Source organism: Mesorhizobium sangaii, from assembly GCF_014207355.1.
GTDB lineage: Bacteria > Pseudomonadota > Alphaproteobacteria > Rhizobiales > Rhizobiaceae > Mesorhizobium > Mesorhizobium sangaii.
In genome coordinates, this window is record NZ_JACHEF010000005.1 from 212,529 (window position 1) to 226,841 (window position 14,313).

General features: G+C 61.9%; 12 protein-coding genes, 1 pseudogene and 1 riboswitch. Of the genes and pseudogenes, 4 read left to right on the top strand and 9 right to left on the bottom strand.

The window, feature by feature from the left end; genetic code table 11:
* Positions 1 to 279: 279 nt before the first annotated feature.
* Positions 280 to 915, bottom strand: a complete 636-nt coding sequence (locus HNQ71_RS23755) for a methyltransferase family protein (protein ID WP_246461902.1) — start codon at positions 913 to 915, stop codon at positions 280 to 282.
* A 327-nt stretch (positions 916 to 1,242) separates the two neighbouring features.
* On the opposite strand from HNQ71_RS23755, the gene HNQ71_RS23760 reads away from it, so the two are divergent.
* Together HNQ71_RS23760 and HNQ71_RS23765 are read left to right on the top strand one after the other, a co-directional pair.
* Positions 1,243 to 4,986 carry a tetratricopeptide repeat protein gene (locus tag HNQ71_RS23760; protein WP_246461920.1) on the top strand — a complete coding sequence of 1,248 codons (3,744 nt, stop codon included), beginning with the start codon at positions 1,243 to 1,245 and terminating at the stop codon, positions 4,984 to 4,986.
* A gap of 49 nt (positions 4,987 to 5,035) precedes the next feature.
* Positions 5,036 to 5,791, top strand: a complete 756-nt coding sequence (locus HNQ71_RS23765) for a hypothetical protein (RefSeq protein ID WP_343068225.1) — start codon at positions 5,036 to 5,038, stop codon at positions 5,789 to 5,791.
* A gap of 85 nt (positions 5,792 to 5,876) precedes the next feature.
* Here HNQ71_RS23765 and HNQ71_RS23770 read toward each other — a convergent pair whose 3' ends face one another.
* The 5 genes from HNQ71_RS23770 to HNQ71_RS23790 form a co-directional block, all read right to left on the bottom strand.
* Positions 5,877 to 6,899, bottom strand: coding sequence for an ABC transporter substrate-binding protein (locus HNQ71_RS23770; protein WP_184875067.1), 1,023 nt, complete (start codon positions 6,897 to 6,899; stop codon positions 5,877 to 5,879).
* Entirely contained in the window at positions 6,892 to 7,671 is a 780-nt protein-coding gene (locus HNQ71_RS23775) for an ABC transporter ATP-binding protein (protein WP_184875578.1), read from the bottom strand. Before HNQ71_RS23775 ends, HNQ71_RS23770 begins: the two co-directional genes overlap by 8 nt.
* Positions 7,668 to 8,492: an ABC transporter permease gene (locus HNQ71_RS23780; protein ID WP_184875068.1), complete on the bottom strand. Its 825-nt coding sequence runs from the start codon at positions 8,490 to 8,492 to the stop codon at positions 7,668 to 7,670. The genes HNQ71_RS23775 and HNQ71_RS23780 overlap by 4 nt, the downstream gene beginning before the upstream one ends.
* Before the next feature lie 34 nt (positions 8,493 to 8,526).
* A complete protein-coding gene (locus tag HNQ71_RS23785) occupies positions 8,527 to 9,135 on the bottom strand; it encodes a Ykof family thiamine-binding protein (protein ID WP_184875069.1) in 609 nt (202 codons plus the stop codon).
* Positions 9,126 to 9,239, bottom strand: a riboswitch (TPP riboswitch). It overlaps the preceding gene by 10 nt.
* Positions 9,240 to 9,344: 105 nt before the next feature.
* Positions 9,345 to 9,896: a LysR substrate-binding domain-containing protein gene (locus tag HNQ71_RS23790; RefSeq protein WP_184875070.1), complete on the bottom strand. Its 552-nt coding sequence runs from the start codon at positions 9,894 to 9,896 to the stop codon at positions 9,345 to 9,347.
* Between HNQ71_RS23790 and HNQ71_RS23795 the strand changes: the two genes are divergently transcribed.
* Complete coding sequence (locus HNQ71_RS23795; RefSeq protein WP_246461929.1) at positions 9,859 to 10,203, top strand: SDR family oxidoreductase; 345 nt, start codon at positions 9,859 to 9,861, stop codon at positions 10,201 to 10,203. The two genes, HNQ71_RS23790 and HNQ71_RS23795, sit on opposite strands and share 38 nt — an antisense overlap.
* A gap of 54 nt (positions 10,204 to 10,257) precedes the next feature.
* On the opposite strand, the gene msrA is transcribed toward HNQ71_RS23795, so the two are convergent.
* On the bottom strand, positions 10,258 to 10,776 hold the full coding sequence (gene msrA, locus HNQ71_RS23800) for a peptide-methionine (S)-S-oxide reductase MsrA (RefSeq protein ID WP_184875071.1): 519 nt from the start codon (positions 10,774 to 10,776) through the stop codon (positions 10,258 to 10,260).
* Positions 10,777 to 10,912: 136 nt separating this feature from the next.
* Positions 10,913 to 12,457 (bottom strand): glycosyltransferase family 39 protein, encoded by a 1,545-nt coding sequence (locus tag HNQ71_RS23805; protein ID WP_246461931.1) that lies wholly within the window; start codon positions 12,455 to 12,457, stop codon positions 10,913 to 10,915.
* A 194-nt stretch (positions 12,458 to 12,651) separates the two neighbouring features.
* Here HNQ71_RS23805 and HNQ71_RS23810 point away from each other — a divergent pair.
* Positions 12,652 to 13,357: pseudogene (locus HNQ71_RS23810) on the top strand (hypothetical protein).
* Between the two features lie 73 nt (positions 13,358 to 13,430).
* Here HNQ71_RS23810 and HNQ71_RS35870 read toward each other — a convergent pair.
* Positions 13,431 to 13,904, bottom strand: a complete 474-nt coding sequence (locus HNQ71_RS35870; protein ID WP_425492260.1) for a hypothetical protein — start codon at positions 13,902 to 13,904, stop codon at positions 13,431 to 13,433.
* Between the last annotated feature and the right edge of the window lie 409 nt (positions 13,905 to 14,313).

Genomic DNA, 14,313 nt, shown 5'->3' on the forward strand with positions numbered 1-14,313 from the left:
GATATGTATTTCGAAATGCGCTAAGAATCGATTCTTATGGCATTTTGTTCCAGGCCGCGCGCAACCAGGGACCCCGCATGATTTTTGGCCAGGGCTGCAGCGCCGCCGCGATGGGTGCCGGAGCCCGCCAGCGAGATGTGCGCATCAAAACGCAACGCATTCGCGTCACGGCTGATCGATGGACGTCAATTTGCGCCAGACAGGAATGGAAGGCCGGTCACGCCAAAAAATCATCCGGCGTGATTGCCGGCAAAACGACGCTGTCCACAGGCCTTGTGGTCAGACGATCCCGTAGTACAGCCTGTAGCGGACGCGCTTCATATAGTCCCGATATTCCGGCGTGGCGGCAAGCAGCGCCTCTTCGCGCAGGATGCGATGCACCTGGAAGAACGTGATGACGGCGTAGACCGCGAGATTGTAGAAGGAAAAGGCCGACAGCAGGAACAGGACATGGCCGACCAGATAGCCGGCATAGATCGGGTGTCGCACAATGCGGTAGGCACCACCCGTCATCACGCCGCGATTGCCCGGCAGAATGGCGAACGAACGCCCCAGCGATGCCTTTCCCCAGATCACGAAACTCAACGCCAGGGCTTGCAGCGGCGCGGCGACATAGACCGGGATGATGGCAACGCCCGGCTCGAAAGTGACGAAGCCGACACCGAAGCTGGCTATCACCGAGACGATCACCGTGAGCGGATTCCAGTCGCGAACCTGCGGTCGCCGCGACAGAAGCAGCCAGGTAAAGGTAAGGATCTCGGAAGTCGCCACCAGCGCCACATTGATACGGGTGGGGTCGAGCATGAGGTGATATATGCCGCGGTAGACAAACAGCCCCGCGAAAGCCAGCGCGCAGAGCCGAAAGAAGCCTTCGCGCAAGTCGACCAGGATTTCCCGCTTTCGGGCTGCGGACAAAATCCCTTCGTCGTTGACGTGCGAAAGGGTTTCAATTTTTGACATGAGCAAGGTCAGGCACCCGGTTATCCCTCGGGGCGACCTTTGCACGCAACCATTGCCGTACGGTTAATCAACAAGATCAGATCGGCACTAAACCGCGCTTATCCGTCCCCGGAAGCCAGCGGAGCGCACGACTTCACCGATCGCGACAGGGTTCGACCGGCGCCAAGACGCTTGCAGCCCATTCCGTCGCATTGCAATTTATGCTTGCATTTTGGAACAAATAAAGAACAATAGATGGATTACCCGCTAGTGCGGACCAGGGTTTTCGGGGGGACCAGTGAGATGGCGAGACGGAAAGGTGCGGGGCTGGCTGCCGCCGCGATCGGATCATTCGTGCCGGTGAAGGCCCAGCCCTGGGTGCGCTGGTCGCTGGCAAGCCTCGTCGTCATACACATCTCGGGCGCTTCCGCGATGGCCGCCGACAAGGACTACGCCGGCTGCATTGGTAAGAACATCGATCCGGACAAGCGCATCGTAGCCTGCACGCCGATCATCGAGGACAAGGCGGTGTTCTACCAAAACCGCAGGATCGCCTATTTCAAGCGCGGTATCGCATGGGATGACAAGCACGATTACGACCGCTCCATCGCCGACTACGACGAGGCGATCACCCTCGACCCAAAGCAGGCCTCGACCTATTACAATCGCGGCACGGCCTGGTTCAGCAAGGGCGATGACGAGCACGCCATAGCCGACTTCAACAAGACGATCAGCCTCGATCCGGGTTTCGCCGATGCCTTTTACAAGCGGGGTCTATCCTTGTTCCGCAAAGGCAAGGATGACGCCGCCATTGTCGACTTTGACCAGGCGATAGCGCTCGATCCAAAATTCGCCAAGGCTTACACGGCCAGAGGCTATGGCTGGGCGCGCAAGGCCGACGATGTGCGTGCCATGGCCGACTACAACCAGGCACTCAGCCTGGACCCGCAAAACAGCGAGGCCTATCTTGCCCGCGGTACTGTCTGGGCCGACAAGAACGACCATGACCAGGCAATCGCCGACTACGACCGGGCAATCAGCCTCGATCCGAAAAGCGGCGCTTACTACAATCGAGCCTTGGCCAAGACGATTGTGGGAGACCTCGCCGGTGCAGCCGCCGATTGCCGAAAAGCCATCGAGCTCGATCCGAAGAAGGCCGGTGCTTGCAGCACGAAAGTAACGGGCGCCGAGCCGCCGGCTGCACCCCAGGCGGTCAAACCGGCGATACCATTCGTCGTCCCCAAGGAAGATAACTCCGAGCGCATTGCCTGGAACCTTAAACAGGGCTTGGAAGAACAGATTCAAGGAAACGTCGGCAGCGCCCTGCTCGATTTCGACAAGGCCATCCGCCTCGATCCGGACAATGCCGACGCCTATCTCGGCCGCAGCCGTGCCAAGACGCTCAAGGGAGACAGCGCCGGAGCAGCAGCGGATTGCCGGCGCGCCACAGTGCTCGATCCGACGCGGGCAGCAAGCTGCGGCGACCGGGTTTCCGGCGACGAGAGCAATCCGGCACCGTTGCCAGACACACAGCGACCGGAGCCGCCATCCGTCGTTCCGAATGTGACGGCCATGCAAGACACGCTGGTCGCGAAGGTCTTGGAGGCGACCGATCCGCGGGCCCTGGAAGCGATCCTTGGCGGCGATGCCTTTCTGGACATGGGCAAGTACGATCAGGCGATCGGTGCCTACAACCAGGCGATCTCGCTCGATCCGAACAACCGGTTCGCCTATTTCGGCCGCGGCAAGGCCTGGGCCGCCAAACGCGCCTATGAGCAGGCGATCGCCGACTACGACAAAGTCATCGAACTCGCCCCCGATTTTGCCGCGGCTCATTTTGGCCGGGGCCTCGCCAAGGTCACGTCAGGTGATGCGGAGGGCGCGCTTGCTGATTGCGGCCGGGCTGCAGCACTCGATCCAAAGGCGCGCGACGCCTATTTCTGCACGGGCATGGCCTGGCACGCAAAGGGCGACCCGGGAAGCGCGATCGCCGCCTATTCGGTGGCGATCGAAATCGATCCGAAGGACGACGCCAGCTACTACGGGCGCGGCATGGCGCGGGCCGACGGGAAAGACTACGACGGTGCCATCGCCGACTTCGACCAGGCGATCAAGCTCGATCCGGACAAAGCGGACTACCTCGTCAGCCGCAAGGCGACAGTGGCGGCGAAAGGACAGGGCGACACGGCGGCCGCCCCGGTCGGCACCGAACCCGCGGCCCGACAGGAGGCTAGCAATAATACCCGGTCTAACAGCGAGCTTTCCACCGCCAAGATGGCGGATATCATTCAGGCGACCGACCCGCGTGTTCTGGCCGCGGTGCAGAACGGTGACAGCTTGTCGGATGCGGGCCAATACGACCAGGCAATCGGCGCGTACAAGAAAGCGATCGCGCTCGACCCCGACAGTCCCCTCGCCTATTTTGGTCGGGGCAATGCCTGGACCGCCAAGCAAGCCTATGATCGGGCGATCGCCGACTATGATCGGGTGATCCGTATCCTACCGGATCTGGCCTCGGCCCATATTCGCCGAGGCATGGCCAAGGCCACGTCTGGTGATGCCGAAGGTGCTCTCGTCGATTGCGGCCGGGCCGCCGTGCTCGATCCGAAGGCGGTGGATGCATATTTCTGCATGGGCATGGCCTGGCACGTGAAGGGCGATGCTGGGCGAGCGATCACAGCCTATTCGGCGGCAATCGAAATCGATCCGAAGGATGCCCCCAGCTACTATGGCCGTGGCATAGAACGGGCTGACAGCAAAGATTACGACGCTGCCATTGCCGACTTTGACCAGGCCATCAAGCTGCATCCGGGCAATCCGGACTACGCGGTCGCCCGCAAGGCGGCGGTGGCTGCGCTAAAGAAAGGTGGTTTTGCACCTGGGGCCGTCGGTTCGGATCCCAAAAACCTCAAGGCCTTCATGGATCGCGGCGATGCGTTCTTTAGGAAGCGCAAATACGGTCGCGCCATTGCCGAGTACAGCCGCGCGATCGCGCTTGATCCAAGGAAGGCCGCCGCCTATGTCGGGCGGGGAATGTCGCGCGTCGAGAAGGGTGATTATGATGGAGCCATCGACGACTACGGCAAGGTGATCGAACTCTATCCGGCCTATTTCGACGCTTACCTCGGCCGCGGCATTGCCTGGAGCAAGAAGGACCAATTGGATCGCGCCATCGCCGACTACAATCGCGCGGCCGAAATCGAGCCAGGCTACGCACCTGTCTATTTCGGGCGCGGCAGCGCCTGGTTCGCCAAGGGCGACTACGATCGGGCCATTGCCGACTACGACCAGGCGCTCAAGCTCGATCCAAAGCTGGCCATCGCTCATAAAGATCGCAAGCAGGCAGTGACAGCGAAAGCGAACGCCTCAAAAACATCAGACGAAGCCACTGGCCAGGCCAGCGAGGAGGCGATCAAGCCAAGTAGCACTTCGCCAGCCGCGCAGGCGTTCAGCAAGGGCTGGACGCTGCACGAGAGGGACGACCATGACGGCGCCATAGCGCTTTACGACAAGGCGATTGCGCTCTTTCCGGCATACCACGACGCCTATCTGGCCCGGGCGATGGCCTGGGAATCCAAGGGCGAATACGCTCATGCCGTCAACGATTACAGCCAGGCAATCACGCTCAATCCGAATTTTGCCGACACCTACTATGACCGTGGTCAGAACCGCAGCTTCCAAAAAGATTACGACGGGGCGCTTGCTGACTACGGAAAAGCCATCAGTCTCAATGCCAAGGACGCAAGGGTCTTTGCCGATCGGGGCCTCATATTGATGGGCAGGCATGAGGACGTTGCAGCGTTACGTGATTTCGAAGAGGCCCTCCGCCTCGATCGCAAGAACCCCCTTGCCTATTTCGGCCGAGGCGTGGTTCGGATCAGCAAGGCGGATTATGACGGAGCCATCGCCGATTTGAGCCAAACGATAAAGCTCAAACCGGATTTCGCCACCGCCTACAAAGTGCGGAGCAGGGCGTGGGACGCCAAGGGCAACCACAAGCGCGCCGAGGCTGACCGCAAGAAAGCGATCAGCCTCGGGGCGAAATAGAGACAAGGCTCGGGAGGGCTGCCAGATGACGCGTTGGCAAGGTTGGGGCGTGGCGGTGGTCGCCGCTTTGTCTTTCGTTGCGGTAAAGGTGTTGCCCTGGGCGCTCGGCTTTGCCGGCGGCAAATATCTCTACCAGACGGTGGCGGGCTCGCCCGATCCACAGACACTGACTACAGCTCAGGTGAACGAACAGATTCAGAGCCAGGGAAGCCAGATATTCCTCGCAATCAAGCAGGAGTTTCCAGACGACTATGACACCGTCGTGGAAAAGATCACGGCCGTGGCCAGACTTGGAAACGTAGAACAAGTGCGAAACACGAGCAGGATGGCGGTTACCGGCCTCAGGCAAAGATACGCGTCTCTGCTGTCTTCGGCTCCAGACAGCAAAGCCGCCGAGGCGCTGCGTGCACAATTGGCCATGCTCAACCATGTCATGTCGCGGGAAACCGCGGCCACCTGCAACAACTACCTTCGCCAGGGGCCGGGCGCGCTCAGCACGCCGGATCAGGATTTCCTGGCCGACATGGACAAGATCGGGGCCACCCTGTTTCGCGCCTTCGGCGCAGCGAAGAATGGGGGGCTGCCGGCCGCTGCCGCCAGCGACGAAGATTGGTCGCTGCTGGCCGACGCTTTCATCAACGCCGGCGGCACCCCCGCCGAGATGAATGCCATTGCCAATGTCAGCCCGGAATTCGAAGGTCTCTGCCCGGCCGTGGTGAAACTCTACGCGGCCGCTTTGTCGCTGCAGGGTGAATCCGGGCGGCACATCAGAACCACTCTGCTCTATGAGATCGCGAGGAATTAGCTGGAATCTGCCAATGCGTGCGCGTTTGACGGGAAGCTGCCACGCCACGCGAGTCCTTCGAAGTTTCGAGAGTCAGATAGGCTCCCTACCCCAGAGTTGAGTTGCTGAAATACTCCGCGAAATCAGGGCGTTGCGTCAGAGCTTCGCCATCGGCATCGCGCAGAACGTCCGCAGCGAGAAGATAGTCGCCAATCGCGTGCATCTTGGCTGGATCCATCGTGCCGATGGCGCCATTGTTCCCGCGCAAATAGTGGCCATCGATCAGTGCCTTCAGCGAGGCTTCGATAAGCGCCGGATTTGTCAGTGTGTCCTTGTTGGCGGCGATCAGCAGGGCGGCAGCCGCATCGGGATCGTCGACGGCGAACTGGTAGCCGCGCCGCGTCGCCTGCACGAAGGCGGCCGCAGGTTTGGGGTTTGCCTGGAGATAGGCCTCGCTCGAGGAGATCAGGGTCGTGTGCTCATCAGGCACGCCATAGTCGGCGTAGACGAAGCTGCGCTGCTTGACACCTTTCAACTCGGCTTCGACACCTTCCCAGGTCGAGACCTCCAGCGTGAAATCGACCGAACCGTTGGCCAGCGCTTCATAGGCTGAAGTGCCGAGTGTCACCGTCTCGAAATTGCCCATGCCGCCATCGTGGCGGATGATGGTGCCGATCAGCGCGTTTTCCCAGGCGCTGCCGAAGCCGCCATAGGTCAGGCCGTCAAGGTTCCTCGGGCTTTTGATCTCGCTGCGTGCCGCGTTGAACACCAGCCGGCCGGTTTCGGATTGCACGACGGCATAGACGCCCTTCAGGTCGGCTCCGGCGGTTTTCTGGGTGAACAGGCTGATGGTGCCGTTGATGCCGAAATCGGCGACGCGGTTGGCGACCAGCGTGCCGGCACCGGTATCGCTGTAGGGCAGGATGTCGACCTCGAGCCCGGCTTCGGAATAGAACCCTTTGTCGCGGGCGACGAACAGCCCGATGTGGTTGGTGTTGACCGTCCAGTCGAGGGCGACGGTGACCTTTTGCGCAGCCGATTGTGCTTGGGCACGGCTCGCTCCGGCCACCAGCGGAAGACCGGAGGCAAGGGTGAGCAACAAGGCCTGCCGGCGCGTCAAGTCAGTCATGGTCGTGTCCTTTGGATGAGTGCGGGTTGGGCTCGGGGTTGAGCAGGATGTCGAGGATCTCGGCCTCGATCGTGCTTGTCTGCAACGCGTCAGCGCGGCCAAGGCTGCGCGGGCGTGGCAGTGGCACTTTGATTTCACGGACGATGCAAGCCGGACGCGCCGAAAGCACATAGATGCGGTCGGACAGGAAGACGGCTTCACGCACATCGTGGGTGATCAACAGTGCCGTCCAGCGATGGTGCCGCCACATCTGTTCGAGCCAGCGCTGCATGGCGGTGCGGGTCAGTGCATCGAGCGCGCCGAACGGCTCGTCGAGCAAAAGCATGTCTCGCTCCTGCACCACCGTGCGCAGTAGAGCCGCGCGCTGGCGCATGCCGCCCGAAAGCTGCGCCGGAAAATGCCGCTCGAAGCCAGCAAGCCCGAACTCGGCAAACAGCGGCGCGACGCGCGCCCGCGCCGCCTTGCGCCTGATGCCTTGCACTTCGAGCCCAAGCGTCGTGTTGTCGAGGATGCGGCGCCACGGCATCAGCGCGTCACGCTGTGGCATGAAGGCGAAATGCCTGCCGTGGTCGTCGAGCGGCGTTCCGTCGAAGAACATCTCCCCCTCGCCGTGCTGCGCGCCGGTCAGAAGCTGGAATAGCGTCGACTTGCCGGCGCCCGACGGACCGAGGATGGAGACGAATTCACCGGCGCCGACGCTGAGCGAAATATCGGCGAGCACGTCGAGCCCGCCAAATGCCTTGCGCACATGCCGCAGTTCGAGCCGTCTCATCGCCACGGCCCCGTCCCCGCGGGTTGCTGGCCGGCGGCCCGTTCCCAAGGCATGGCGAGGCGCTGCAGGAGTACCGTCAACCCGAACAGGATAAGTGTGAGCGCGGCGCTGACGCCGACCGCTGCCAGCACCAGATCGGGGCGGAAATTGTTCTTTGCGTTGAGCATGTAGATGCCCAGCCCCTTCGCGGCGCCGGCATATTCGGCGAAGATGGCGCCGACCACGGCATAGGTGATGGAAATCCTCAGGCCGGCGAAGAAATAGGGCAGCGCCGAGGGCAGCCGCGCCAGCATGAAGACGCGCCACCGCCCTGCCCCCATGGCGCGCAGCATCTGGCCGATCTCGGCCTCAGTCGCCTCGTAGCCCTGCACCAGTGCCACCAGCATCGGAAAGAAAGTGACCAGCGCCACCAGCATGATCTTGGGCACCAAGCCGAAGCCGAACCACAGCACTACCAGCGGCGCGATCGCCACCAGTGGCAAGGTCTGGCTAACGATGAAGACGGGAAACAGCGCACGCCGAAGCGGCCGGAAGAAGTCGACCAGCATCGACAGCGCAAAGGCCGCGCTGAGTGAAAAGGCAAAACCGATCAGCGTGGCGCGGATGGTCGGAATGGCGTTGTCGACCAGCGCCTCGCGATTGAGCATCGCCTGCTCGAACACGCGCGAAGGCGCCGGCAGTGTCGTCGGCTTGATGCCGGAATAGGTGGCATAGAGCTCCCACGCCAGCAGCATCAAACCGACCGCGATGATGGCCGGTGCCGCCTTGACAAGAAGGCTCGCGATCGGGCGCGAAGCGACTGATGATGAGGCCACGGGCATAACCTTTGACGGGGGGTCGCGAAAGCGCAGCCGTTCAGCCGGCCGACGGGCTGTTCGCCGAGACCGTGACGTCGAGGGTTACGTGGCCGGCACCTGGCCCGAAGCGGCAGAAGGCTTCGTCCAGCGCCGAAAAGATCGCGCCGGCATCACCGCGCAATTTCGTACAGAAATGCTTCGAGCGCTCATAGACGCCGGACTGCTTGAGAAAATCGATGCAGCCGTAGATCTCGTCCATGTGGTCGTCGGTGCCCATCACATAGAGCGAGAACTGCGCTGCCGCCGGCTGGCCGGTCAAGGCCGCGCCACGCACCGCGGCAATTGCCGCATCCTTGCGCGGACCGAGGGGGCCGACAGGCCCGCCAAGCGCATCGGAACGGCAGATCGGATCATCCGGCTCGCCGGGGCAGCCGCGCGAAATGGTGGCCGACAACACGCAATGTTTGCCGCTGCGTGCCGTCGCCACGAACAGGTCCCGCATCGCCGGAAACAGCACTTCGGGCGGCCCGACCAGCAAGGTCGAGATGTCGTCGGTCTCGATCCTGAGCCGATCGCGGTAGGGATCGAGCCCGCCCAGCGCGCCAAGGATGACGCCGACGAAATCGTCGGCCATAGGATATAGGGAAATCTGTGCGCCTGAAAACATCGCCCGCCTCGCTCCGCTGGTATTACCCAGATCAGCTTCTAGGGTCTGTGGGCTTGCCGCCCCCGTCTCAGCCCCGACCGTACGGAGCACCCCTGTGGATGCGCGGGTTAAAGCACCATTCGAGCGGAAGCGAAAGCCGTTTTTTTGGTGCGCTGCGCCAAAAGCATTGCGCCAGCCCTGCGAAACCGGGTCGTCGAAGCGACAAACTCTCAACCACGAGGCGGCGTCCGGCGGCCGGTATGCGCATGGCGCAGGAAATCGACGAAGGAGCGTACGGTTGGTGATGTATGACGCTGCTTCTGATAGCAGAGGAACCAGCCGGGAAAGGCCGCGCACCAATCATCCAGCAGCGACACCAGTTTGCCGGCATCGATCAGCGGACGCACGAGATCTTCAGCCCAAAAAGCGATGCCGACGCCCTGCACGGCGGCGGCAATCGCCATGTCGCGGCTGGAGACGACAAGCGGACCGTTGACCGCGACCGAGAACCATTGGCCATCCCTGGCGAATTCCCATGCGTAGGGCCCGGCACTGCCCGGCCGGCGCCAATTGATGCAATGGTGCAGGAGCAGATCGGCCGGCGCCGACGGCGATCCGTCACGGGCGAGATAGTCCGGCGAGGCCACGGCGAGCTGGCGCTGCGTGCCGCCAAGCGCCGCCGCAACCATGTCGGCTTCGAGAAATTCGCCAAGCCTGGCGCTGACATCATAGCCGGCCTCGACGATGTCGAGGGCGGCATCGTCGATCGTTTCGTCGGGCACCGGCCGCTATATCCACCCGTCGGTGGTCTATTCCGGGACCAAGCATGCGGCCAGCGCCATGGCCGAATCACTGCGCCGCGAAATCGGCAAGGACGGCATCCGCGTCACGGTGATCGAGCCGGGCGCGGTCAGCACCGAGTTCACCGCCAATATGCGCGACGATGTTCGGCTGGCTGTCGAGCAAAGGTTGGGCGAGATGGAGCAACTGGAGAGCGAGGACATCGCCGCTGCCATGCTCGACGCGGTCTCGCAGCCACCAAGGGTCAACGTCAACATCCTGACCCTCTATCCGACACAGCAGGCTTGATTCGCGACGGTGGGCAAGGTGTGGATCGGGGCCTTGGCCCCGATCCTGTAAACCTTACGAAACCGCCTTCTCGCGAACCGGCAGCTTCCAGCCCGGCCTGACGAAGTGGCAGGTGTAACCGTTGGGGTATTTCTCCAGATAGTCCTGATGTTCAGGCTCGGCTTCCCAGATGGGACCGACCGGTGCGACCTCTGTGACGACCTTGCCCGGCCACAGGCCAGAGGCATCGACGTCGGCGATGGTATCTTCGGCGATGCGCTTCTGTTCATCGCTGGTGTAGTAGATCGCCGAGCGATAGCTCATTCCGACATCGTTGCCCTGCCGGTTACGGGTCGTCGGATCGTGGATCTGGAAGAAGCGCTCCAGCAGCGTGCGATAGCTGATGATGGCCGGATCGAAATTTATCTCGATGGCCTCGGCATGGGTGCCATGGTTGCGGTAGGTGGCATTGGGCACGTCGCCACCGCTGTAGCCGACACGGGTTGAGATGACGCCGGGATAGCGCCGTATCAAATCCTGCATGCCCCAGAAACAGCCGCCGGCAAGCACTGCGCGTTCGGTCGAAGTCGCCATATCACGTCTCCTCAAAAAGCAATTCCAGGAAAAGTGCGTAGCCGTTTTCCATCTGGAATTGCGCAAAAAGCAAGTTTGGATCTCGCCATAAATGGGCATTGTCTCTTGCTTCGTCCAGCGGACCGGCCGACCTGCTTCACTTGCCGGGTTGAGCGAGGCTGTCGATCGCACTCGGCAGTTGGGGCGCGCCGGGCGGAACGGCGGCAAAGCTGATCGCGACCGGCGGCGCCTTGAGCGACCAGTCGAAGAGAACGGTTTTGACCGGAATGTTGCCCAACCACGCCTGCAGATAAGGTGGCACGTCGCGCCCAGGCCAGACCAGGAGTATGCCGTGATCACGCAGCCGCTGCTTGGTGATCCAGGGGGCGTACTGCATGTTCAGGTCGGTGAAGATCGACGGCTTGTCATAAGCATTGAGGCCCGCCAGCGGCGCAACAAGGTTATGACCGCCGACGATGTCGAGCCGACCGGGCGTCGCCGCGTGCCAGACGGCTTCTGCCTCATCCGAGATCTTCTGCGCCGGCCAGCAGACGGCGTCCATGCGCCCGCGCAAATTGCATTTCGTCCAGCGGATGCCTGCATAGGCACCAGATATGCTGATGATGCAGATGAGCGCGCAGATTACCAGCTTTCGCATCTCGACGGGGCCGAGACGGTGGCCCAGGAAGGCAAGCGCCACAACGCCCACAAGGTTGTACATCGGCGCGCCCCAGGCCTCGCCTGTGCCGGTGAACAGGGACGCCACCATGATGAGGACCGCCGGGCCAAGTCCCATCCACAAGAGATAGACCAGCGTGCCGCGCCCGACCGGCTCTTGCGGCGGGGGCGAGCGCCGCAGCAGCCCTGATATCGCCAGCACCAGAAAAAAGCCGCCGAGTCCGGCCGTCTGGACGCCGATATAATAAAAGCGCGAGCGATGCGCCATCACCCACTGATCGCGCCAGGCGGCGTAGGTCAGCGGCAGGAAATCGACGCGGTAGAGCTCGATGGCCAGCGGTGCGGCGACAGCGATGAAAACTGCAAGCCCAACCCATGGCCACGGCGTAGCCAGCCGGCTGCGTGCCCGAGCGTCGTACAACAGCCAGATCGCGCCAAACAGCAACAGCAGGCCGGTCGAGAATTTGGCGTAGAGCCCGACGCCCGAAACCAGTCCGAGCGCCAGCCACCAGATCGGCCCACCGCCGCGGCCCGCACGCCACAACAGCCAGCAGATAGCGGCCCAGAAGGGCATCTGCGCGTAGTCATGATTGAACTGCGGTGTCGGCCAGCCGAAGAAATAGAGCGACGGCATCAACAGCACGGCGGCCAGCGCACGCCTCTGCCCGAGCATGTCGCGGGCCAGCAGATAGACCAGGACGAACGTCGCCGAGATCGTCAGCTGCGCGACGAGATATTGCGGCCAACGGAACGATCCGGTCAGGAGATGGCTGGTCTCGAGCAGCCAGGCGGGAAGTTGCGGATGCTTGTAGGTCAACAGCACCCATTCGCGTCCCCACATGAAGCCTTCGACGACATCGTTGGGCGGTGAGACGTTGATAAGCGCCGGTGCCACCGTCCAGCACAGGATCTGCATCAGGCACAAAAGCGCCAGCAAATGCCAGGGATGACGGATCAGATTGGACAAAACCGATGGGGAATCGACGCCGGCGGCGGGCAATCCCGCCGGCACCAAGCGATCCATGGATCCATCTATCCCCACCATGCGGCGCTTAAATCACATAGTCCGCTTTGACGAACAGCCCAAAAAATCGAAGCTTACGAAAAAGTATAGCTGTGTGCCATTGCAGCACCAAGATCGGGCAGGAGCATCGGCGCTCCTCTGTCCAGGCAGGACAGCGTTGCACGTCTTGCCCTGTCTGAAAAATCCGGGTCCCGATGCGCCACCAGCATGCCGTCATCCACTACCGTGCGCTCGACTTCTGGATGGCGCGTGCGGCCGTCCTCGTCATCATTTGCCTGCAGCTTCTGGTCATCAACAACCTCTCCTTCGGGCCGCGCTGGCTGGCGCCGGCGCTGGAGGCAGCCCTGCTGCTGCCCTTGTCGGTGGCCACGGCCTGGACACAGGTCGTCACCCGAAAGGCGGTCGAGGATCACGAATGGCATGCGATCGGCCAGTTTCGTGTCATGATCCGCAGAACGGCCCTGACCATGACCGCCATCATAAGTGTTATGAATTGCGGCTCGCTGGTCTTGCTGGTGCGCGCCTTGCTGGAGGGCCATGCCGGCAACAGCGGCACGACGCTGTTGATCGACGCGCTCAACATCTGGGTAACCAACGTCATCGTCTTTGCCCTGTGGTTCTGGAGCACCGACCGGGGCGGGCCGCCGACCTGCGGCCTTGTCAAGCTCGCGCAGGCTGATTTCCTGTTTGCGCAGATGACGCTGAACGACCGTGAGCTTCGCGACTGGCTGCCCGGCTTCGTCGACTATTTCTTCCTCGCCTTCACCAACGCGACAGCCTTCTCTCCGACCGACACGCTGCCACTCAGCCAACGCGCCAAGCTGCTGATGATGGCCGAGGCCATGATCTCGCTGCTGACCATCGCGCTGGTCGCGGCGCGCCGTCAACATCCTGGCCTGATCGGGCCGGAAACGCAAAACAGCCCGCCCGGCGAACCGGAGCGGGCTACTATGCGTCTGCCGGCGACTAGGTATCAATACCGCGGCCGTTTGTCGGAGACCACGACCAGCCTCCCCCCGACATTTTGGCACCGTTTGCACACCAGCTTCGACGCTAGTCGCCGTTCGGTGATGAAATCGTAGTGGGTCCCGTAGATTTCGATCAGGGCATCGAGATCCAGCGAACGCAAATGACCACAACGCGCATTGCCGCAATATGCGCTGAGGCCCATGCCTTGTTCGCGAAGCTCGCCAAGCTTTGTGGGCAGGGCGACCGGGAAAACCATGGCTTCGGGCATCGCGGGGTTCGCCACCGCAACGAGAATGGGCTTTCGAAACGCGGCCCGGTCAATGTCGCCGATCGCGTCGACTGCCTTGTCTTCCGCGACGCTTATGAGGGAATCGATCTCCTCCATTGCCTCGATATGCCCGCAAACAAATAGAGCCCTTCGCAGCACGTGCAACGCATCTCTCGTTTCGCAAAGTGTCGTCCGCAGGGTGAGAGGCATTTGGCGCTCACTTCCTCATGTAGCTATCGGGAAGACAATCGGCTTCAACCGCCGCGGCAATGAAGGCTCGGTGGACGTCCCTTGTGCTGCAACATCCCACTCTTTCCCCAACCAAGGCAGCAAGTGCTGCTAAAAACATTGGGCCGTCGGATGGCCAGTCGTCTGCCAAAGCGTCGGCCATTTGGGGAAGTGTACAAAGAATCGAGATAGTGCCATCACTTCTCTCGATGGGGATTCCGGAAAACATATTAGGGCGGCTGACCGTCACTGCATAGCTCCCGCTGGGGCGGGAGAATGTTAAGCGCTCTCAAGCACCAGCGCCCATGCAATAGCTGATGACAATTCCATGTAAGCACTTAAACAAGACGCCGTCTATTAACTATGACATATCAGACAAGCAATATCCTGG